19 protein-coding genes are annotated in these 20,525 nt (G+C 68.2%); 14 read left to right on the top strand and 5 right to left on the bottom strand.

Annotated elements, in window-relative coordinates:
- Nucleotides 1–38 precede the first annotated feature (38 nt).
- The 10 genes from QN163_08740 (at nucleotide 39) to QN163_08695 (ending at nucleotide 8,037) form a co-directional block, all read left to right on the top strand.
- Nucleotides 39–410, top strand: a complete 372-nt coding sequence (locus QN163_08740; protein ID MDR5684097.1) for a hypothetical protein — start codon at nucleotides 39–41, stop codon at nucleotides 408–410.
- Nucleotides 407–1,354, top strand: coding sequence for a lytic transglycosylase domain-containing protein (locus tag QN163_08735; GenBank protein MDR5684096.1), 948 nt, complete (start codon nucleotides 407–409; stop codon nucleotides 1,352–1,354). Before QN163_08740 ends, QN163_08735 begins: the two co-directional genes overlap by 4 nt.
- Before the next feature lie 220 nt (nucleotides 1,355–1,574).
- A complete protein-coding gene (locus QN163_08730) occupies nucleotides 1,575–2,684 on the top strand; it encodes an ABC transporter substrate-binding protein (protein MDR5684095.1) in 1,110 nt (369 codons plus the stop codon).
- A gap of 77 nt (nucleotides 2,685–2,761) precedes the next feature.
- Nucleotides 2,762–3,754: a TAXI family TRAP transporter solute-binding subunit gene (locus QN163_08725; protein ID MDR5684094.1), complete on the top strand. Its 993-nt coding sequence runs from the start codon at nucleotides 2,762–2,764 to the stop codon at nucleotides 3,752–3,754.
- 32 nt (nucleotides 3,755–3,786) lie between these two features.
- Nucleotides 3,787–4,062, top strand: a complete 276-nt coding sequence (locus QN163_08720; GenBank protein ID MDR5684093.1) for a MerR family transcriptional regulator — start codon at nucleotides 3,787–3,789, stop codon at nucleotides 4,060–4,062.
- A gap of 40 nt (nucleotides 4,063–4,102) precedes the next feature.
- Nucleotides 4,103–5,053, top strand: a complete 951-nt coding sequence (locus tag QN163_08715; GenBank protein ID MDR5684092.1) for a hypothetical protein — start codon at nucleotides 4,103–4,105, stop codon at nucleotides 5,051–5,053.
- Between the two features lie 31 nt (nucleotides 5,054–5,084).
- Nucleotides 5,085–5,861, top strand: coding sequence for a hypothetical protein (locus QN163_08710; protein MDR5684091.1), 777 nt, complete (start codon nucleotides 5,085–5,087; stop codon nucleotides 5,859–5,861).
- Entirely contained in the window at nucleotides 5,858–6,826 is a 969-nt protein-coding gene (locus QN163_08705; GenBank protein ID MDR5684090.1) for a hypothetical protein, read from the top strand. Before QN163_08710 ends, QN163_08705 begins: the two co-directional genes overlap by 4 nt.
- Nucleotides 6,823–7,584 (top strand): sigma-70 family RNA polymerase sigma factor, encoded by a 762-nt coding sequence (locus QN163_08700; protein ID MDR5684089.1) that lies wholly within the window; start codon nucleotides 6,823–6,825, stop codon nucleotides 7,582–7,584. Before QN163_08705 ends, QN163_08700 begins: the two co-directional genes overlap by 4 nt.
- A 99-nt stretch (nucleotides 7,585–7,683) precedes the next feature.
- Nucleotides 7,684–8,037, top strand: a complete 354-nt coding sequence (locus tag QN163_08695) for a roadblock/LC7 domain-containing protein (protein ID MDR5684088.1) — start codon at nucleotides 7,684–7,686, stop codon at nucleotides 8,035–8,037.
- Between the two features lie 80 nt (nucleotides 8,038–8,117).
- Here the strand turns inward: QN163_08695 and gspE are convergent, their stop codons facing one another.
- Nucleotides 8,118–10,511 carry a type II secretion system ATPase GspE gene (gene gspE / locus QN163_08690; GenBank protein ID MDR5684087.1) on the bottom strand — a complete coding sequence of 798 codons (2,394 nt, stop codon included), beginning with the start codon at nucleotides 10,509–10,511 and terminating at the stop codon, nucleotides 8,118–8,120.
- Between the two features lie 278 nt (nucleotides 10,512–10,789).
- Here gspE and QN163_08685 point away from each other — a divergent pair, with 278 nt between their 5' ends.
- From QN163_08685 to QN163_08670, 4 genes are all read left to right on the top strand, one after another.
- Complete coding sequence (locus tag QN163_08685) at nucleotides 10,790–12,337, top strand: DnaB-like helicase C-terminal domain-containing protein (protein MDR5684086.1); 1,548 nt, start codon at nucleotides 10,790–10,792, stop codon at nucleotides 12,335–12,337.
- A 156-nt stretch (nucleotides 12,338–12,493) separates the two neighbouring features.
- Nucleotides 12,494–13,651 carry a type IV pilus twitching motility protein PilT gene (locus tag QN163_08680; protein MDR5684085.1) on the top strand — a complete coding sequence of 386 codons (1,158 nt, stop codon included), beginning with the start codon at nucleotides 12,494–12,496 and terminating at the stop codon, nucleotides 13,649–13,651.
- A 185-nt stretch (nucleotides 13,652–13,836) separates the two neighbouring features.
- The gene (locus QN163_08675) at nucleotides 13,837–15,054 is read left to right on the top strand and encodes a type II secretion system F family protein (GenBank protein ID MDR5684084.1); all 1,218 of its coding nucleotides are present in this window, start codon (nucleotides 13,837–13,839) and stop codon (nucleotides 15,052–15,054) included.
- A 237-nt stretch (nucleotides 15,055–15,291) separates the two neighbouring features.
- Complete coding sequence (locus tag QN163_08670; protein MDR5684083.1) at nucleotides 15,292–15,669, top strand: prepilin-type N-terminal cleavage/methylation domain-containing protein; 378 nt, start codon at nucleotides 15,292–15,294, stop codon at nucleotides 15,667–15,669.
- A 64-nt stretch (nucleotides 15,670–15,733) separates the two neighbouring features.
- On the opposite strand, the gene QN163_08665 is transcribed toward QN163_08670, so the two are convergent.
- From QN163_08665 to QN163_08650, 4 genes are read right to left on the bottom strand one after another with little or no spacing between them, the layout of a single operon-like run.
- Nucleotides 15,734–17,365: a DNA mismatch repair protein MutS gene (locus QN163_08665; protein MDR5684082.1), complete on the bottom strand. Its 1,632-nt coding sequence runs from the start codon at nucleotides 17,363–17,365 to the stop codon at nucleotides 15,734–15,736.
- Nucleotides 17,362–18,894, bottom strand: a complete 1,533-nt coding sequence (locus tag QN163_08660; protein ID MDR5684081.1) for a DNA mismatch repair protein MutS — start codon at nucleotides 18,892–18,894, stop codon at nucleotides 17,362–17,364. The genes QN163_08665 and QN163_08660 overlap by 4 nt, the downstream gene beginning before the upstream one ends.
- On the bottom strand, nucleotides 18,894–19,313 hold the full coding sequence (locus QN163_08655) for a universal stress protein (GenBank protein ID MDR5684080.1): 420 nt from the start codon (nucleotides 19,311–19,313) through the stop codon (nucleotides 18,894–18,896). The genes QN163_08660 and QN163_08655 overlap by 1 nt, the downstream gene beginning before the upstream one ends.
- On the bottom strand, nucleotides 19,313–20,500 hold the full coding sequence (locus QN163_08650) for a cation:proton antiporter (protein ID MDR5684079.1): 1,188 nt from the start codon (nucleotides 20,498–20,500) through the stop codon (nucleotides 19,313–19,315). The genes QN163_08655 and QN163_08650 overlap by 1 nt, the downstream gene beginning before the upstream one ends.
- Nucleotides 20,501–20,525 lie beyond the last annotated feature (25 nt).

The following is a 20,525-nucleotide window of genomic DNA, read 5'->3' as shown; positions in this document are numbered from 1 at the left end:
CCGGGGGGCCGCGCGCGAGACGTCGCCACGGGAGCGCGATGGCCTTGAAAGAGGTGCTGCAGGAGATCGTGACCGGCGTTGAGGGGGCGCTGTGCGCAGCCGTGGTGCGCCTGGACGGTGCCCCGCTGGAGACGCACGTCGTGGACGGCGCGCTGAAGCTGGACAAGGTGGCCGCCGACTTGGGTGTACTGACCAAGGTGGCGGCGTACGCCGCGCGCAAGATGAACGGTGGCCCGCTCGAGTACTGCGTACTCGCTGCTGAGAAGTTCGTCGTGGTGCTGTCGTCCGTGGAGGTCGACTACGCGCTGGTGATCGGCCTGCGCCAGGGTGGGAATCTCGGTCGGGCGCGCCTGCAGATGAAAAAACACCTCGACCGGGTGGCCTCTCACCTCCGTCAATTCGTTCCATGATCGCAGGGGCCGGGCAGTGGCCTGCCCGCTGCGCATTCGCCCTCCGGGCCCTGGCGGCGTGGGTTCTGGGGGTTGTGCTGTCCTTGGCTTCGGCTGCGCCGTCTGAGGCCAGGCCGCGACCGGAGCAACTGGGCTTCGCTCACTACCACAACGGAGAGTACCGCCAGGCAGCTGCGGCCTTCCGGCGGGCGCTGGCGGGCGGGTTCGCGCATGGCGCGCTGTGGCTGTGGCTGGGTGCCGCCGAGTTCCGGGCGGGCAACGCCCTGGCTGCCGTGGGCGCCCTGGAGCGTGCGCGTGCGCGCCTGCCCCAGCAGCCGGACGTGTTGCTGTGGCTCGGATACGCCTACGAGGCCGTGGGGATGTCGCACGGGGCGACCTCGGTGTTCGACGGCCTCCTCGCCGTGGCCCCACGCAGCGCCGCGGCGGAACTCGTCCGGCGCCGACGGCGCGCGTCGGTGCCCGTGGGCGCCATCGGGATGGTGGCCACCGACCCGTGGACGTACGCGGCGCTGGCGCGGCGCTACAACCGCAGGCTCACGATCGCGGAAGCCGACCGTATCGGGCGATCGGTCGTCCACTTCGGCCGGCACCACAACCTCGATCCGCGCCTGGTGGCCGCGGTCATCGCGGTCGAGTCCGGCTTCGAGCCGCGCGCGGTCTCGGTGGCCGGTGCCCAGGGTTTGGGACAGCTGATGCCGGCGACCGCCAGGGCGGTCGGCGTGCACGACCCGTTCTCCATCGAGCAGAACGTCTACGGGACGGTGCGTGTGCTGCGGGGTCACCTGGACCGCTACGGCTACCACAACGTCGCCCTCGCACTGGCCGCTTACAACGCCGGGTCCGGCGCGGTGCGGGCATACGGCGGCGTGCCCCCCTACCCGGAGACCTCCTGGTACGTCTACAATGTGATGTCCCTGTACCGCCGGTTGGTGGACGGGCGCTGAAGCTTCCGGCGCAGCCCCGGGGGTGTACCGCTTCTCCGTGGTGGGTGCTCCCGTGGCCTGAAACTTGCTCTTCGCTATGCGCGCCCGGTGGAACGGCGCGGTTTGTCCGCGCTTTTGCCGGAGGATCGGGCGCGATTCCCCCGACGAGAGCAGGAGTTTGATGCGTACCCGCGAACGTTCAGAATCCGCCGGGCGAACGGTTGCAGGAGGACGTGGCGGGTTGACGCGGACGGCGCGCACGGTGGTGTTGCTGCTCGCGACGGTGCTCGCGGCCGCGTGCGGCGGGGGGCAGCGCACTCCGATGGAGGTCACGGTCGGAGTGATCCTGCCGCTGCAAAGCGGTGTGGGGGCGGCGGCGGCCAGCGCCCTGCGAGGTGCCGAGCTCGCCGCGGAGGAGGTCGGGGCCGAGGGGGCGGTCCGGCTCAACCTCCGGACCGCCGACGACGGGGGGTCTTTCGAGCGCGCAGCACAGATCTTCACACGCATCGCGGGCGAGACGGATGCGGTGGCGGTGATCGGCGCCTTCACGGATTCGGTCGCCGTGTCGCTGTCGCCGCTGGCGTCGCGCACGAAGTTGCTGCTCATCAGCCCCGGGGCGACGGGCGAGGTGCCGTATGCGGGGGACTTCTTCTTCCGCACTGCGCTGCCGGCCACGCTGCAGGGCCGCGCGCTGGCCGAGTACGCACTGGGGGCGGGGCTGCGGCGCGTCAGCGTGATGTACGACAGCAACGAGTACGGAACCGCGGTCGCTTTGGCCTTCGTGGAGGAGTTCGTCGCGGGCGGGGGGGAGGTCGTCGCGCAGCGCCTGTTCCGGGACGGCACGCGCGACTTCGAACGGTTCGTCCGGGCGGTGCGCTCGGAGCGTCCCCAGGCGCTCGTCTTCGCGGGTTACCCGGACGAGGGTGCTGCGTTCTTCGAACAGGCGGCCGAAGCGGAACTGGTGAACCTGCGCGTGCTGGCGCCCGATTCGTTCGCCAACGAGGAGGCGGTGCGCGAGATGGCCGGGCGGGCGCACGGGATGATCGTGGCGGCGGCGTTCTTCCGCGACAACCCCGTCCCCGCGGTCCGCGCGTTCGTGCGCGCGTACCGGGGGAAGTTCGGCCACGACCCGGATCCGTTCGCCGCGCAGGCCTACGACGCTGTCCGCGTGGTGGCGTTGGCGCTCAGGAAGGTCGGGGCGGCTGACCGGACGCGGCTGCGGGAGGCGGTAGCGACGATCCGGGACTATCCCGGTGTGACCGGCACCCTCACGTTCGACCGTTTCGGGAATCCGGCGCGGGAGGTACTGCTGTTGCGCGTCGACGGCTCGCGCCTGGTCGTGTTGCCGTAGGCGTCGCGCAGGGGACGGAACCAGAGTAAGCAGCACTGAGCAGGCGGGATGTCGGCAACACAAATTACAGGGGAGGGATGCAGGTGAGGATCACGCGATGGATGGCGGTTGTGCTGGTGGCCGCGCTCGCGCTGGGGGCGACCGGAGCCCTGGCGCAGCAACGGCGTTTTGTGAACGTGGCAACGGGCGGTACGGCGGGGGTGTACTTCCCGCTGGGTAGCGCGCTGGCCCGCATGTGGACGGAGCGGGTGCCGGGCGTGCAGGCCAGCGCGCAGTCCACCGGCGCGTCGGTCGCGAACATCCGACTCATCCAGCGCGGCGACGTCGACGTGGCGTTCGTGCAGAACGACATCGCGTACTATGCGTTCAACGGCATCGAGATGTTCCGGGGCGACCGGCAGGAGCGGCTGCGCGGAATGGCGATGCTGTATCCGGAGACGATCCAGATCGTCACGCTGCGTCAGAAGAACATCAACTCGGTCGCCGATCTGCGCGGCAAGCGCGTGGCCGTCGGTGCGCCGGGCAGCGGAACGGAAGTGAACGCACGGCAGATCCTGCAGGTCTACGACATCGGCTACTACGGGGGAGTCAACCCCGCCGTGCGTGCGCAGCGCGTCCAGCCGGATTTCTTGAACTTCGCCGAGGCTGCAGACCAGCTCAAGGACGGCGTGATCGACGCGGCGTTCATCACCGCGGGGACCCCGACCGCGGCGGTGCAGGACATCGCCGCGACGCGCGACCTCAAGATCGTACCGGTGCCGGCGGACGTGGTCGCGCGCCTGCGCGAGCGCTACCCCTACTACACGCCTGTCACCATCCCGGCGAACACGTACCGCGGCCAGACCGAGGCCGTGCCGACGGTGGCGGTGATGGCGATGCTGGTCACGCGGCAGGACTTGCCGGAAGACCTGATCTACGATCTGACGAAGGCGCTTTGGGAGAACGTCGCGGTGCTGCACGCGGCGCACGCCCGCGGCAGGGACATCCGGCCCGAGACCGCGCGGGCCGGAATGCCCATCACGATGCACGCCGGCGCGCTGCGCTACTATCGCGAACGGGGCATCCAGTAGCCGGGGGTGCGGGGGACGCGGCGGGTCCTGCGATGGCGAAGAGTCCCCAGCGTACGACGCCCATCTACCCGATGCGCACCGTCGCGCAGATGACCGAGCTGTCCCCTCAACGGATTCGGGCGTGGGAGGTGGATTACGGGCTGATCCGGCCGCACCGTACCAACGGGGGGCACCGTCTGTTTTCTCAGGCAGACGTCGAGCGCTTGCTGTGGATCAAGCACATGGTCCAAACGCGGGGGCTGAGTTTGCAGGGCGTCAAGCGGCTGCTGGAGGGCGGAGCCGCCCCCACGGCCGGAAGGGGGCTGTGAGCCTCTCCGGTGCGGCCCATGGGAGCGGCCGGGGGGTTTGTTGGACGACGTGAACATCTCCGACCGAGTCGACCATCTGGGCCCCGAGGCAGTCAGCTTGGTGTCGGAGGGTCTGGAAGCACCTCCGGTCTACCGCGGGCTGTCCACGGAGTATGCCGATCCGGTGAGGCTGCTGGGGTTCCTGGAGGGCCGGGCGTTCTCCGGGCTTGTGCGGATCGCCTTCGAAGGGGGCGAGGCCCGTGTGCTCCTGTTCCGTGGGCGACCGCACGCCGCAGAGTATCGAGTGGCCGGCGCCGAGCTGATCGGCGCCGAGGCGATCCGGCGGGCTCTGGCCGACAGCACCGCGGTCGAGGGGAGGATCTGGGTGCACGAGCTGCCCCACGAACTCTTCCCCGAGTCCTGGTGGGAAGGCGAGCCGATCGCCCTCGGTCTGGGCGGTGCGGCTGCCGCCGTGGAAGCGCCGGCAGGGGAGGTTGCAGCGCAGCCCCCGTCCGAACCGCCACCCCTCGATGCCCGGACGGAAGCGCCCGCGGGTCCCCTCGAGTCTGCGGGCGAACCCGAACTCCGGGCTGCCGCACCGACAGGGCCTTCCGGCACCGCAGCATTCCCTGTCGAGCCCCATGCCGTCGACTCCACGACGACCCCCGCCGAGGCGCCCGTCTCCGGTCCACGGGGAGATGCGCGGGTCTGGGCAGGCCTCATCGAGCACATGCACGTGCGCTTCAAGAAGTTCAGGGGTCCCGCGCTCGCCGCCCGACTCGAGGGCGAGGTGAACGCGGCGGTGGGCGACTATGGAATCCGACTCACGAACGGAAAGCTGACCGGACGGGCTGACCGGTCGCAGCGGGCGCTACAGGCCGCGGCCGTCGCCTGCGCGGCGTACATCCGCGTGGTGGCCGGCCAGACGTTCCTCGAGAAGAGCCTGGCGGGGGCGTTGCGCGATCTGGGCGTCGACGACGCGGATCCCTACCGGCAGGCCCTGGGTCTGTAGGTGTCCTGACCCGCGTGGTAGGGAGGTGGAGGTGGCGAGATTCGGCTTGCTGGCGATCCTCGTGGTCGCGCTGGCGGCCGCGAGCAGCTGGTTCGTACTGCAGCGACCAGTCCGCACCGCGGAAGTCTACCGTCAGATCGTGACCGTACATGCCGCGCTCAGCACGTTTCCGCTGCTGGCCGCGCTGGGTGCCCTCGGGGCCAGCCGGTCGTATCGAACCGGCGACCGGGAACGCGGGGTGTGGAGGACGATCGCGCTGGCCTGCGTGCTGTGGGCCGCCGGGCGCGGGCTGTTCGGGTACACGCAGATCGTGGGGGGCAATCCGCTTCCGTTCCCTTCGGCGGCGGACGCCTTCACAGCGGCGTTCTTCGTGCTGTTCCTGGCTGCCGTGTATGCTGAGTATGCCATCGTGCGGGAGTTGGTGACCTGGCGGCAGACCTCGGTCGTCGCAGCCGTGGCGTTGGGGGCGCTGGCCCTCGGGTACTGGTCGTTCCTGCGGCCGGTGCTCGGGGGCGGCTTGGCAGGTGGTGCGGAAGCCGTCAGCGTGGCGTTCTCGTTGATGGGCATCGTGCTCATCCCGCTGGCCCTGATCCCGGCGACGGTCTTCTTGGGCGGGCTGGAGGGCTACGTCTGGCTGCTGATCGCGGCCGCCATCGTCTGCCTGGCCCTGGCGGTCATGTGGTTCAGCCACGCGGTCTTCTTCGGTGAGTGGTTCGTCGGCCACCGCAGCAACATCCTCCAGATCGGTGGGTTCGCCCTGTTGACGGTCGGCGCGCTGTGGCACCGCTCGATCATGAGGGAGGCATGATTCGCAGACTGCCGAGCGGCACGCTTCGCGAGCAGCACCGCAGCACGTCGGCGACGAAGCTTCACGGCATCGTCGAGCGCCTGCAGGACCAGGGCTTCTGCGGTTGGGTCGAGCTGCGGTGGCCCGACTGTGAGGGCGTGCTGATCCTGCCGGGCGACATGCGGGTGTTGGCGGTGTTCCAAGGCGGCGGGACCGACGTGCGTGGGCAGGACGCCATGCGCCAGATCATCGGGCGGCTCGAGCAGCGCCGTGCGGACGTGCAGATCATCGAGCTGCCGCTGCCCCTGGGTCCCCTGCTGGGGGCGCTGTCGGGTCTGGAGCCGCTGCACACCGGGCTACACACCGCGTTCGTGGACCTGCGCCGGCTGGTGCGCCGGCTGGAGCGCGAGCGTTTTCGCGGGATGGTGGTTGTCGAGGGTCCGGGGTGGTGGGCGTTCTTGCCCTGCAACGGTGGGGGTTCGGCCGGCGTCTACTACGATGGACACGCCGCCGTCCACCGGCCGCGGGGCGAGCTGATCGACAGCGTGGCGGACGCCGCGGCCGAGATCGAGGTTTGGGCGGCCCCCTATCATGAGCCCACACCGGCGCAAGCCCCAACGGAGGCCGCCGCGGACGAGGCGACACCGCAGGCGCCGACACCCGAGGAGGGCACGGCGGCGGATGGGCCTCCGGCTACACCCCCCGCCGCTGCGGGCACCTGGCACACGTTCAGGGGCGCCGACACGTTCATCGTCGCGCCCGCACTCCGCCCCGACGACCCGTCGAATCCGGCCGCGGCGGAACTCGTCGGCGCGTGTGGACCCCTGGCCCTAGAGCTGGCGCGGGTGCTGGACGGGACCCACACGCTGGACCAGGCCGTCGAGGCGGTCGGCGGCGCGCCGGAGACCGTGGAACCGATCTTGCTCTACATGCGCGAGCGGAAGTGGATTTATCGCTACGTGAGCCGGCGGAGGCCCGGGACGTGACCCGCTCCAACGACGATCTGCCGTCCGACGAGCAGACGGTGGCGCAGTTGCAGGCGTACCGCGCCTCCGGCGACCCGGCGCTGTACCAAGCCATATGCGCCGCGTACGCGCCTCTGGTCGAGCGGATCGCCCGCCGCCAGGGCGGTGGATCCGAACCCCTCGCCGACCTGATCCAAGTCGGCCAGATCGGCCTGCTGCACGCCCTCAACCGTTTCGACCCGGCGCGCGGGGTCAAGTTCCGGACGTACGCCAGCCACCTGATCACCGGCGAGATCCGGCACTACCTGCGCGACCATACCGGGTTGGTGCGTCGCCCCCGGTGGCTGGCCAAGCTCAGCCACGAGCTGGAGCGCACCGTCGAGGCGTTGCGTGCACGCAACGGCAGGCTGCCGACCCTCGAAGAGATCGCGCAGGCGATGAACATCCAGCCCGACGGCGTGCGCGAGATCCTCAGGGCCCGCGAGACGACGACGCACGTCTCCCTGGACGGTGGGGAAGGGAAAGCGGGCCGCGCGATCCGCCACCTCCGCTATGAGACCTTTCAGCTGCCGGTCGAGGACCGGATCGTCCTCACGGAGGCGATCGAGAAGCTCACGGAGCTGCAGCGCAAGGTGATCTACGCCCTCTTCTACCTCGATCTCACCGAGACGGAGGCCGCGCGAAGGCTGCGAATCTCCCAGAAGCACGTCTCGCGCGTGATGCACAAGGCACTGGCCCAGCTGGGTCGGCTGCTCGGCGGAGAGCCCCAGGTTCGGTGACGGTCGCCGCCGGGAGCGCGGTCCGGATTGCAGCTGGGGCACCGAACTTGCTACACGGAAGGCGTCGGGAACGGAATCCAGCGCAAAGGAGCGACACACATGGCGGACCTTCGTCAGACCCTGGGGGAGTTCACTCAGATCGACGGTGTGACCGCGGCGCTCGTGGTGGGCCGGGACGGATTCGTGATCGAGGGCGTAGCCTCCGACGACATCGACCTGGAGGCTTTGGGTGCGGTCACGGCCAGCAGCATGGGCGCATCGGAGGCGCTGTCGACCGACCTGAACCGCGGCGGCCTGTTCGGTCTGATGCTGGAATACGAGAACGGGCCGATCGTGGTCTCGCCGGTAGGCCGTGAGGCGATGCTGGTGATTGTGGGCAACGGCGCCGCCAACCTCGGCCGCATCCGTCTCGAAGTCAAGAAGCGCCAGCAGGCGATCGCCGATTCACTGTAGGCCTGCGTTCCCCGGCGGCGCGCGTCCGGACGCTGCTGGTCCGGGATGCGCGCCCCGGCGCGCCCGCGGCGTCCACCGACCTACTGATCCGTCACGTAGACGACCCGCAGGATCTCCTCGATGGTGCTCTGGCCGGAGAGGACCTTCTGGATCCCGTCTTCGCGCATCGTGCGGAAGCCTTCCTCGCGCGCTGCCTCCTTGATCACGTTCGAAGACGCGCGGGCGACGACGAGTTCCCGGATCCTGTCGTTCACGGTGAGCAGTTCGTAGACCCCGGTCCGCCCCTTGTAGCCGGTGCGGCGGCAGTTGTCGCATCCGGCTCCGCGGTACAGCATCAGTTCCTCGCCGACGCTGAGCTCCTCGGACAGGCGCCGGACGGCATCGCGCGGTGCGCGATAGGACTCTTTGCACCTCGGGCAGATCTGGCGTGCCAGGCGCTGGGCGAGCACGCCGATGACCGACGAGGAGATCAAAAACGGCTCGATCCCCATGTCGATCAGGCGGGTGAACGCGCTCGCGGCGTCGTTGGTGTGCAGCGTGCTCAGGACGAGATGGCCGGTCAATGCGGCCTGCACCGCGATCTCCGCGGTCTCGCGGTCGCGGATCTCGCCGACCATCACAACGTCGGGATCCTGGCGCAGGATCGCGCGCAGCCCGGTGGCGAACGTGAGCCCGGCCTTGGGGTTGACCTGCACCTGGTTGATCCGCGGCAGCTGGTACTCGACCGGATCTTCAACCGTGATGATGTTCTTGTCCAGCGTGTTGATCTTCGACAGCGTCGCGTACAGCGTTGTGGTCTTGCCGCTCCCGGTCGGACCGGTGACGAGGATCATGCCGTATGGCTTGCTGGCCAGCGTCTCCCACTGCTCCTGCACGTCGCTTGCCATGCCCAGGCGCCCCAGGCTGATCAGCGCGCTGGACTGATCGAGGATCCGCATCACGACCTTCTCGCCGAACATCGTCGGCAGGGTGGACACGCGCAGGTCGATCTCCTTGCCGTCTACGCGCAGGTGGATGCGGCCGTCCTGGGGACGGCGCCGCTCAGCGATGTCCAGGTTGGCCACGATCTTGATGCGGGACACCAGCGCCGCCTTGAGGTTCTTGGGCGGGGACATCACGTCGTGCAGCACTCCGTCGATCCGGTAGCGTACGTGGATGCCCTGGCGGTACGGCTCGATGTGGATGTCGGACGCGCCCTCCCGGATCGCCTGGTCGAGGATCACGTTGACCAGCTTGATGACCGGCGCCTCGTCCACCATCTGGCGGAGCTTGTCGAGGCTGATCTCCTCCTCGACCACCTCGTCGGTGACCTCGACTCCGGCCGCCGTCTGGTCCAGGATGTTGCCGACGTGGTAGTGCTTGTTGATCGCCTGCTGCAACTCGCTCTCGGTCGTCACCCGCGCGTCGACGTCCAACCCCGTGATCAGGCGGACGTCGTCCAGGGCCAGGAGGTTGAGCGGGTCGACCACCGCGACCAGTAGCCGGTTGCCGTTGCGGCCGAACGCCATCACCTTGTGGCGGATCGACAGGTGGTGGGGAACCATCCGGACCGCTTCGGGGTCCACCTGTGCGGTGGACAAGGCGACGTAGGGATATCCCCACTGCACGCCGACGGCCTTGGCCAGGTCCTCCTCGGTGACCGCGCCCTGCCGGAGTAGGATCTGGCCGATCTTCTCCCCGGTCTTGGCCTGGACGTCGATGGCGTGGGACAGCTGGTCTTCGGTGATCAGGCCCATCCGGACCAGGATCTCACCCAGCGGGTCCTTGCGGGTGGTGACCCCACCGGGCCGCAGCGGCGTCCGCGCGCGGTCCGGCTTTGCCAGCGTCGGGAGGTTGGACGCCTCCGTCCGCGGCGGGGTGCGGTCGGACGGCACTTCCGGGGCCTGGGCGGCAGGCCCATCGGTGGGTGAGGCGACCCCCGCAGCCGGGGGCGGAGGCTGGGGCACGGGCTCGACGGCGTCTTGTGCCGCAGCCGACGCGCGGTCGCCGACGGTTTCCACCGGCCCGGCGGAGTTCCGTCTGCCGGCTTGCTCGTCCGTTGGCAAAGACGCTTGCGGCGAGGGGTGTGCGGTCGGTTCCGATCGCACCGACGCCGTCTGCCCGTTCACGGACGCATCCAGCCGTACGGCCCGATCCTGGACTTCCAACGCCGCGGCCGGCATCCCCAGGCGTTCGTACAGGTCCGTCAGGGCCAGCAGGACGACGACGGCCTCCTTGACGGCATCCTTCTTGAGGTAGATCTCGGCCAGGTCGAGGTAGTGGACGGGTTCGTCGGGATCGAGCTCTAACAGGCGCTTGTACTCCGCGATCGCCTCGGGCAGCCGTCCGCGGTGGGCGTTTCGGATCGCTTCGTGGTAACGCCAGGCAGCCTCCAGCGTACCATTGGCGGCGGGGATCCCCAGGGTGTCTTTGTATTCGCGGACGGGCGCAAGCCCGGCTGAGGCCTGGGTGTCGCGAATGGGCGGTGCGCTCATCTTGCTCCTTATCTGCTCGGTTGGAGCGACGAATCCCTGGGTATGCCGGACAAAGAGCAACTCCCGTGCCAGTATCGGCACAGGAGCCCAGCGCGACATTCGGACGGTATCACACGCACCCTCAGATTTCAAGGAGGTTTCCTGCGATCTGACGGAGGGTTTCCCGTGGGGAGGCAGAACACTTCCTGGCTACCCCGGCACCTGTGGGGTTTGTGGAACGAAACTTGCTCTGTGTTTGCATGGACTGACCTAGGTACCCGCATCGGACGGTGGGGGAGATGGAGTCGAACGACGTCGAACTGTTGGTGCTCTCCGGGCTGGTCGCCGACCGGCACCTGGTCACGCTGGCGCTCAACGAGGGGCTTACCACCGAGATGTTCGAGAACCCCCTGGTGCAACGTCTGGCCCGCACGCTGCTGGAGCTGGCCATGACGCGGTTTGCGGTCGTCGACGGCGTCGCGTTGAAGCACGAGTTGCACGAACGCGGCCTGCTGACGCCCGAGATGGACAGGGTGGTGTCGCAGGTCCTCATGATCCGCCCGCCCACCGCAGCCCAGATGGTGACGTACGTGGAAGCCCTCAAGTCGCGCGAGACGCGCAGGCGGCTGGAGCGGGTGCATGAGCAGATCGGCCAGTTCCTGGCCGAGCAGACCCGCACCGGCACGCACGACCTCGTCCAGTTCACGGGCGAGGTGATCGGAAGCCTGTTCGAGATCCAACGACGCCGCCTGCGCAAGCGGCTCAGCCCCGTCGGCGACACGGTGGGAGACCTGGTCGAGCACCTGCAAAACCCGACGGCTGGCGGCCTGCTGGGGTACTCGATTTCGCCGTTCGACCGTCTGAACGCCGTGCTGTCAGGCCTACGGCCGGGCTTCTACTACGGTCTGGCCGGAGCACCCAGGCGTGGCAAGACCAACATGGCGCTGCAGATGGCCTCCTACGTCGCCCGCAACCATCGGATCCCGGTGCTGTTCTACTCGTGGGAGCAGACGGTCAAGGTACTGGCGGCGCGCCTGCTCGCGAAGGAGATGCTCGTCAGCCCGGCCGACATCCTCGCCGGCGCGCTGGAGCGGACACCAGCGATGCTCGCCAACCTGCGCGCGGCCGAAGAAGAGGTGTTTCGGTTCGCGCCGTACTTCTATTTGGTCGAAGCCGGGCGGAAGGACACCCTCGAGCGGATCAAGGCACACGCCTACAACGTGATGCAAGAGCACGGCACCGAAAACATCCTGATCTGCCTGGACTACCTTCAGAAGATCCCCCTGGAGAGGCACATCGAAGACGACAAGGCCCGCACCGACCTGATCTCCTCGGAGCTGGCCGAACTGAGCCTCGAACTGCGGGCGCCGATTCTGGCCATCTCGCCGCTGGACAAGGAGGGCTGCCGGCTGGACGAGCGCCCAGCCGAGGACGAGGAAGGAGTGGACGAAGGCCTGTACGAGCGGCCGACGATGCACCATAGCGTGGGCTCGGGGGACCTTGAGTACGACCTCGACGTCGCCATGGTCCTCGTGAAAGACTGGAAGGCGACGCGCGACCTGCGAGACTACCTGGCGTCCAAGGCCCGCCAGGAAGGCGTGGATCCCGACGAGCTGCCGAGGATCGACATCATCAACCTGTTCATCGACAAGAACCGGGACGCCCCCGAGGCCGAGTCGGACATCATCCAGTACGCGTTCTTCATCACGCTGAACAAGTACGTCGAGCTCGACTTCAAGCACGAGAAGGAGTACCGGGGCGAGTTCCGGGGCTTTTCGAAGGTGGTGGGCATCTACAACCACCTCAAGGAGCTCGGCATGCTCCACCCCGACTTCGCCCGCGCCTGACGAAGGGTCTGGACGCATCGGCACTGGGCAAGAGAGGACACGGGTGAGCGGAGTCGAAGATCGCGGAACAATCCAGGTGAACCGCACAGGGCGGGCCGGTGTCCTGGCTGATCTCCGGCCTTCGACCCCAGGTCCCTGATCAAGCCGGAGGGTGCGATGGAAATCGACGAACTGCTGCAGATCGTTGTGGACAACCAGGCCTCGGACCTGCACCTGACCGTAGGCATACATCCCACGATGCGCGTGTGGGGTAAGCTCACGCCGATGGAGCGCTACCCGGTGCTGACGCCGGAGGACACCTACCAGCTCGCCTACAGCATGATGAACGCGTTCCAGAAGCAGAAGTTCGAGAAGACGTGGGAGCTGGACCTGTCGTACTCCGTGGCGGGTTTGGGGCGCTTCCGCGTCAACGTCTACAAGCAGAGGGGCGCGGTCGGGGCCGCGCTGCGGGTGATCCCGCACGAGATCCCGACGATCGAGGACCTCAACCTGCCCAGCAGCCTGATCGACCTGACGCGCCGGCCGCGGGGATTGGTGTTGGTCACCGGGCCGACGGGGCACGGCAAGTCGACGACGCTGGCGGCGATGATCAACCAGATCAACGAGGAGCGCTCTGCCCACATCGTGACCGTCGAGGACCCGATCGAGTATCTGCACGAGCACAAGCGCAGCATCGTCAACCAGCGCGAACTGGGATTCGACACGCAATCGTTTCCCAACGCGCTAAGGGCCGTGCTGCGCGAAGATCCCAACGTCGTGCTAATCGGTGAGATGCGCGACCTGGAGACGATCGCCGCCGCACTGACGATCGCGGAGACCGGGCATTTGGTCTTCGCGACGCTGCACACCGCAAACGCTGCTCAGTCCATCGACCGCATCATCGACGTCTTCCCGCCCCACCAGCAGCAGCAGGTCAGAGTACAGCTGGCCTCGGTCATCGAGGCGGTGATCTCTCAGTTGCTGCTGCCCAACCAGCTGTTCTTGCGGCGCTTCGGCACGCAGGAGCGGCTGGCCGAGGTGCGCCGGGCCGCGGCAGTGGGCACGGTGCGGCGCACCTGGCCATCGCTGGAAGAAATCGGACGCGTGCCGGCGGTGGAGGTGATGATGGCCACGCCGGCGATCCGCAACCTGATCCGCGAGGCCAAGACCCACCAGATCGAGTCGGCGATCCAGACCGGCGTCCAGCACGGCATGCAGACGATGGACCAGTCGCTGCGCGACCTGTACGAGCGGGACCTCATCTCGTTCGAGGACGCGATCGGCAAGGCCATCCACCCCGACGAGCTGCGCAAGATGATCGCGGGGTTCCATTGAGGCGGTGGCGGTGGAGGTCGGGCGTGGCCGTCGGGGGACGGGGGGACGGATGGCGCAGGCACAGGTGGACGAATCGGCTGTGCCCCGTCGTTCCGTCTTTGGGGTGACGACGACCGGCGGGTGGGCTCCGGAGTTCGGGGCCCGGACGACAGCGGACCGGCGATAGCCAGAAGGAGGATTTGACCGTGGCCGTATTCCAGTACACCGCACGCGACCACATGGGCCGGGTGATCAGCGGCGTCCTCGAAGCCGAAAACGACACGCAGGTCGCCAACCGGCTCCGGGAGATGGGGCTGTACATCACCGGGATCGAGCGGGCCCGAGCGGGCCCGGGCGAATCGCGCAGCTTCCTCGAGACGTTCCGCGGCATCAGTCTGCGCGACCTGGCGCTGATGAGCCGGCAGTTCGCCACGATGGTCAACTCCGGGCTGTCGCTGGTCCGCAGCCTCTCGATCCTCGAGCAGCAGGTGTCCAACCAGAAGCTGCGTGAGATCCTTGGCAGGGTGCGGGCCGACGTCGAGGAGGGACACACGCTGGCCGACTCCCTCGCCAAGCACCCCCAGGCCTTCTCGTCCCTGTACGTGAACATGGTCCGCGCGGGCGAGACAGGCGGTGTTCTGGACGAAGTCCTCCAGCGGCTGTCGACTTTCCTGGAGAAGGAGTACGCGCTGCGCCAGAAGGTCAAGTCCGCAATGGTCTATCCGGTCATCCTCGCAGTCGTGGCGACGGCGGCTCTGCTGTTCATGACGATGGTCATCATCCCGCAGTTCGTGGTGTTCTTCGCGGAACTGAACATCCGCCAGCTGCCCCTGCCCACGCGGATTTTGATGGCGATCAGCTACGTGCTGCGGACCTACTGGTACGTGTGGATGCCGATCGTCGCCGGTGCGGTGTACGGCTTCCTGAGGTGGCTCAAGACCAAGCGCGGCAAGGAGTGGTTCGACCGCGTCAAGCTACAGATCCCGATCTTCGGACCGGTCATCCAGAAGACGATCATCGCGCGCTTTGCCCGCACGCTCGGCACGCTGCTCAGCTCGGGGGTTCCGCTGCTGCAGGCGTTCGAGGTCACCGGCAAGGCCACCGACAACGCCGTCGTCGAGGAGGGCATCGTGCGGGTGCGATCCAGCATCCGCGAGGGCGAGAGCATCGCCGTCCCGCTGGCCGCGATCGAGGTCTTTCCGCCGATGGTCGTCCAGATGGTCAAGGTCGGGGAGGAAGCGGGGAACCTGGACGAGATGCTGATCAAGGTCGCCGACTTCTATGACACCGAGGTCGAGACCGCTGTGGCGGCGCTGGCCAGTACCCTTGAGCCGGCCATGATTGTGTTCATGGGTGTAGTCGTAGGCGCGATGGTCATCTCGCTGTACCTGCCCATCTTCCAACTGGCCGCGGAGGCCGGGTAGGGCCACCCGTTTACCGTCCTGCCCCACCGGGACGGGCAGGGGGTCTTGACGCCCTCGCCCCGGGGTCTAGTCCGCCGCAACGGTGGGTAAATTGTCCCTCAGAGAGCCACTCAAGCGGGGGGACGCATGGAGACAAACTGTGGGTACGAGTCGTCTGGTGGCACGCCGTTCGGCCCGGCGGCGCGGCACGATGTGCGGTCTCCTTGCGCTTTTCCCCGGTCGGAAGAGAAGGTGGGAGTGAGGGGGAGACCCGGCGAACGCGGATTCACTCTGATCGAACTGATCATGGTGATTGTTATCCTGGCGATCCTGCTCGCCCTGGCCCTACCCGGATACCTTAGCACCCGCAAGAAGGCCTATCTGGCCGAGGCCCAGCAGACGCTCCAGGAGATGCGGCAGGCTGCCTGGCAGCACTACGTCGAGAAACTTACCTTCAGCGGAGTGGCGGTCAGCGTCGAGCCAACCGACAACTGGTCGTTTGGATACTCCGAGTGTGGAGACGACCAGTGCACGATGATCGCGTCCGGGCAACCTGGTAGTCCCGTGGCGGACGCCACCGTCATCGTGACGCTCTACTATACAGGCGCGGCCAGCGTGGTCTCTTCCGGCTTCTGACCCGTACCAGGAACCTGTACCAGGAACCCGTACCAGGTACCTTTCGAGCGGGGGCGCCAGTCCCTCAGCCGGACCGTCCGCCCGCTGCCGTCACCGTGGATGGCTCGAAGACTCCCTCGTACACGTCCTGGGCGTGGCTGGTGGGCAGCGGCTCGGCCTGCACCACCCGGTACGTCCGTCGGCCCAGGGCGTCGCGCTCTGCCCGCAGGTACAGCACATCGCCGTCCTGCCGGTCACGGAAGCGGTGCGCGAGCTCGAAGAAGTGGGTGACGAAGAACACGCGCACCCCGGCTTCCAGGAGGGCGGCTAGGACCTGAGAGGCGATCTCCGAACCCTCGCGCTCGTTCGTCGAGGAGAAGGACTCGTTGCACAGGAAGACCGAGCGCGGCGTGGCGAGGTCCACGAGGGAGCGCATGCGCTGTAGCTCTTCGGCGAACTTGCCGGTCTCCATGCGCGCGTCCTCCTCACGCTTGAAGTGGGTGAACAGCCCCTCGCACAGGCTGACGGAGCAGGAGTGGGCGGGCACGAACATCCCGGCGTGGGCCATCAGCCAGGCGGTGCCCACACTGCGCAGGAAGGTCGTCTTGCCCCCCGAGTTGGGCCCGGTCACGAACACCAACCGTTTGCCGTCTGCGTCCAAATCGCTGGGGACCACCGCCCCCTGTGCAGAGAGCACGAGGGCGGGGTCGTACAGGGCGACGGCGCGCAGGCGGGGCTCTCCCGCGGGGTGGACGGTCGGCAGGCAGGTGGGGTAGCCGCGTCCGCGGAGGCGATCGTGCAGGTTCAGGCAGCCCACGTAGAAGGCGAGTTCTACGCGCAGGGATGAGAAGAAGTCCCGGACGTGATCGGCGGCCTGCCCAACGGCGGTGGCCGCGGGTGCGAGGGCACGAGCGCGCAACCCCTCAAGGGCCCTCGCTCCGGCTTCGTCCCGGGGAGAAAGCTCGAAGGTATAGTCCTCCCCCCGGCGGTGGAACCACGCCCTCCACCGCTCCAGCCAGCCTTGGAGCCAGTTGTTCGGACCCTTGGGGGGAGGGTGCAGCAGGAAGTCGGTGGGCTTGCCGGAGGGCCCGGAGTGCGCGCTCCACAGGATGCCCTCGGGCAGTTTGAGGGCCTGCAGGTGACCTCGCACGTCGTCCAGGTAGGAGTCGTCGAGGTCGCGGCGTACAGCCGCGAAGAAATGCCCCCAGCCCTCGCTCCGGAACCTGGTGGCGTGCCTGTCCGCGGCCGCCCTCAGGCGTCGGAGTGAACCCAGCAGCGCCTCCAGCGCGGCGACCGACTCCCGCAGGACCCAGTCGGGGTAGCGTGAGAGCACCCCTAGGTAGTGGCCTTTCACCTGCTCGGCAGCTTGCACGCTGATCTCGTACAGTTCGCGCACGGCGTCCGGGTTGCCCAGACAGTCCTCAAGGACGGCCTGGCGGTACAACACGGTTCGGAGATCCCCGCCCGTACCCTCCAACAGCACCCTCCGGCCGACCTCGAACACCAAGGGGTCGTCTGCGGCCATGGCCTCCAGGATCCGCCTGAGCCCAAGGTCGCGCACCAGGTCGGCTGCCGTCGGGGGGAGTGCGGCGTTGGGATCGAAGTCCGCTGGAGGTGGGTAGCGGCGCGCGTCGCGCGGACCGGTGCGGGCGGCGGCTGCCCGCAGGGCCCAACGCCAGTCGAAGTCCCGATCGAGGTGCAGTAGGCGGGGCGTCATGGGGCGAACCGCTCGCGCACGTCCCGGTATGTCAGCCGGTACCTGCGGGCCAGGGCTTCGGCGTACGCCCGGCCATCCGCTGGTCGCCGGACCACGCGGAACGTCCGCCTTTCCGGATGATCGGGCGGCACCGTGGCCACCATGCTCACCGTCTTCGCGTTCAGAGAAGCCAACTCGTCCAGGAAGGTCACCCACACGCACAGGCAGTCGAGGTCCAACAGCTGCCCGAGCAGGCGTCGGCCCAAGGTCTGCGCGTCCTGGAGCGCGGTGGAAGAGAGGATCTCGTTCACGATCACCACACTCCTCGAGGTCGCCGCCAGCAGGACCTCGCGGATGCGGACCAGGTCGTCTTCGAGTTCGCCTCGCAGGTCGTAGACCGACTCGCCCCGGGGGAAGTGGGTGAAGACCCGGTCCGGCACCGGAAGCTGGGCGTGGCGGCCGGGTATGGGGCAGCCCAGGGAGGCGAGGTAGAAAGCCTGACCCACTGCGCGCGCGAACGTCGTCTTGCCTCCCTGGTTCGGACCGGTCACCACCAGTGCCCGCTCCGGCGGGCGGAAGGAGAAGTCGTTGAGAACCGGCTGGCGACCGTTTGCTGCCAGCTGCGCAGCCAGCTCCAGGTCGAAGCAACCCTCCACGAAGGCATCCGCGCCGTCGTCCGATGGCAGCGCCGGGAAGCAGAAGGGCAGGCCCGCGGTCGCGAGCGGAGCCAGGTAATCCAGGTAGCCGAGGTAGAAGTGCGCCTCGCGGTCGAAGGTCGCCACCAAAGGTGGGGGGAACGGTTCGCAGGCCCGCCGGAACTCCGCCACCCGGGCGAACAGATCCGGGGACAGACGCGAAACGCCTTCGAGGATTCTCGCCTCGACGCCTTCGAGTTGCGGGGACTCCCGGAACTCGAAGGCGTAAGAGCCGCTGTCGACTTGGCGGAACCGCTCGAACGTCGACCGCACCACCTCCGTGTAGTCCGGCTCTCCCCGGTAAGGCCGGACGCTGACCCGCAGTCCCCGGACGAGCACCGCAAAGCGCAAAGCCGACAGCTCCGCGTGCAGGCGCGCCGAGGTCTGCGCGAGGTCTCGGAAGCCGAAAGAGGCGGCGTAGGCGGCCAGACGGTCGCGGAAGCGTGCGAGGCCGCGGCTCTGCAGGCGAAGGGCAGCCAGGCCGTCTAGGAGTCCGGCGACCGCATGGGCGTAGCGGTGTGCTGCGTCGAGGAACCAGCGGTCTGTCTCGATGGCGTAGTGCGCCTGATCCGCACGAGCGAGGTTGGCCCGCACGCTGCGCATGGCAGAGGCAAAGGCACGCACCGTCTCCGACACTCCGCGGTGCTGTAAGTCGCGGAAGACCTCCTGGCGGAAGGCGACGGCGTCGGGTTCCGCCAGAGGTGTGTAGAAGACAGCCTCGACACCGTACTCCTCCCGGCCCGCCGCGACGGATTCCACGACGCGGTCCAACCCCAGATCGCGCAGGCACGCGGGGGGGCGCTCGCAAAGCGGGGCAGGTCGCGGTGTGGGGAACAGGATGGATGCCTCTTGCATCAGTGGACCACCATCACTGGACAGTGAGCGTATCGGAGCACGCGTTCTGACACCGAACCGAGCATCCACCGCTGCACCGGTGTGAGGCCGCGGCGGCCCAGGACGATGAGGTCGAACCCCTCCTCTCGTGCGACACGCACGAGGACCTCCGCGGGGTGTCCCACCTCGGTGCGCAGGGTCAACGGGACGCCGACCTTGCGAGCCTGTTCCCGGGCCCACCGGAAGGACTCGGCGAGTGGGCCGCGAGCCTGAGCGAGCGCCGCATCCACCTCGCCCTGTAGCTCCGCGAACTCGGGCGGCCGCACCACCGCCACCGCCACCAGGTCTGCGCGGTATCGTCCTGCCAGGTCGAGGGCCGCCAGCAGCGCCTTGCCGGCAGCCTCAGAGCCGTCGTAGCCGACCAGCACGCGCCGGAACATCACTCGCCTCCCGCAGCCGGGACCAGGTCCGCAGGTGCCGGGCGGGTGTGGTGGGCCGGCAAAAAGAAACGGTCGGCCACCCAGGTCGGCACCACCGCACTTGCCACCACGGTCGTCACGAGGAACGAGTACTGACTCTGGTCAATGATCCCGTGGCTGAGGCCGTACAGCGCCGAGATGGTGCCGAAAGTAAGCCCCGTGGACATCAGCAGGGTGGTGTACATCGCCTCGCCCGTGGCGTACCGATATGCCAAGGTCAGGGGGAACACACCCGCGAACTTGCTGAAGGTCTTGGCGCCGAACAGGACGATGAACGTGCTCAGGCCGCCTGCCACGGAGGATGGCTGCACCAGCAGTCCGGCGCGGATGAAGTAGAAGGGGGTCAGAAGCCCGAAGGTCAGTGTGCGAAGACGCCGGACCAACTCGTCGTGGCGCCCCACTGTCCCGGCCAAGGCCATGCCCAACACGTAGGCCGGGAGGACGGCCTCGGACCCCGACCAGGCGGCCACCGCACCCAGGGCGAACAGCACCGCCAAGATGAACTTCGCCTCCACTTCCGAGGTCCGTCCTCCGTAGCGGCCCAACAGGGGACGGGCGATCCGAACGGCTGCCCACAGTCCGAGCAGGAGAGCAGCCACGAACACCGCGGTGCGCAAGCCAAAGGGCGAGAACAACAGCCCGAGGGCGACCACCGTCCCCAGATCGTTGATGAAGCAGGCGGTCAGGACGACCTTGCCGTATTCGGTGCGGTTGATCCCCAGTTCCAGCAGCACCGCGTACACAACCGCCACAGAGGTCGTCGAGAGGGCCATCCCGGCAAGCCAGCTGGCCTGCGGAGACCATCCGAGCAGCTGGCGGGCGGCCCACGCGGCGCCTAGGAAGGGAGCGAGGAATCCGGCCAGCCCCATCACGGTCGCCTCTTTCCAGCGCCGTCGGAAGGCATCGGGGTCCAGTTCGGTGCCTGCGAGGAAGGTGAGGAGCACCGAACCCGCGCTCGCCAGGAAGATCACCCAGCCGTCTCGGGCGCCGGGAAACGAAGCGTGGCCGAAAGCACCCAGCACCCACTTGGCTGCGATCGCCACCAGGATCTCGGTGAGGGCCACGGATACCCGCAGCCAGATTCCGAGGAGGGCTGCGAGCAGGGCGAGGACAATCCACAGCGCCGCCGTCGACCAGACCGCCTCCATGCTGTTGACCTCCACCACCGGGGCA

Source organism: Armatimonadota bacterium (assembly GCA_031432545.1).
Taxonomy (GTDB): Bacteria; Sysuimicrobiota; Sysuimicrobiia; order Sysuimicrobiales; family Sysuimicrobiaceae; genus Caldifonticola; species Caldifonticola tengchongensis.
Note: the sequence above shows the minus strand (reverse complement) of the source record. Positions and strands in the feature narration are given on the sequence as shown.

What these genes read in the sequence shown, in the direction of transcription:
- QN163_08740 (MDR5684097.1), top strand. Translation starts at nt 39, where the DNA reads ATGGCCTTGAAAGAGGTGCTGCAGGAGATCGTGACCGGCGTTGAGGGG.
- QN163_08735 (MDR5684096.1), top strand. Translation starts at nt 407, where the DNA reads ATGATCGCAGGGGCCGGGCAGTGGCCTGCCCGCTGCGCATTCGCCCTC.
- QN163_08725 (MDR5684094.1), top strand. Translation starts at nt 2,762, where the DNA reads ATGCAGGTGAGGATCACGCGATGGATGGCGGTTGTGCTGGTGGCCGCG.
- QN163_08720 (MDR5684093.1), top strand. Translation starts at nt 3,787, where the DNA reads ATGGCGAAGAGTCCCCAGCGTACGACGCCCATCTACCCGATGCGCACC.
- QN163_08705 (MDR5684090.1), top strand. Translation starts at nt 5,858, where the DNA reads ATGATTCGCAGACTGCCGAGCGGCACGCTTCGCGAGCAGCACCGCAGC.
- QN163_08695 (MDR5684088.1), top strand. Translation starts at nt 7,684, where the DNA reads ATGGCGGACCTTCGTCAGACCCTGGGGGAGTTCACTCAGATCGACGGT.
- gspE (MDR5684087.1), bottom strand. Translation starts at nt 10,511, where the DNA reads ATGAGCGCACCGCCCATTCGCGACACCCAGGCCTCAGCCGGGCTTGCG.
- QN163_08685 (MDR5684086.1), top strand. Translation starts at nt 10,790, where the DNA reads ATGGAGTCGAACGACGTCGAACTGTTGGTGCTCTCCGGGCTGGTCGCC.
- QN163_08680 (MDR5684085.1), top strand. Translation starts at nt 12,494, where the DNA reads ATGGAAATCGACGAACTGCTGCAGATCGTTGTGGACAACCAGGCCTCG.
- QN163_08665 (MDR5684082.1), bottom strand. Translation starts at nt 17,365, where the DNA reads ATGACGCCCCGCCTACTGCACCTCGATCGGGACTTCGACTGGCGTTGG.
- QN163_08660 (MDR5684081.1), bottom strand. Translation starts at nt 18,894, where the DNA reads ATGCAAGAGGCATCCATCCTGTTCCCCACACCGCGACCTGCCCCGCTT.
- QN163_08655 (MDR5684080.1), bottom strand. Translation starts at nt 19,313, where the DNA reads ATGTTCCGGCGCGTGCTGGTCGGCTACGACGGCTCTGAGGCTGCCGGC.
- QN163_08650 (MDR5684079.1), bottom strand. Translation starts at nt 20,500, where the DNA reads ATGGAGGCGGTCTGGTCGACGGCGGCGCTGTGGATTGTCCTCGCCCTG.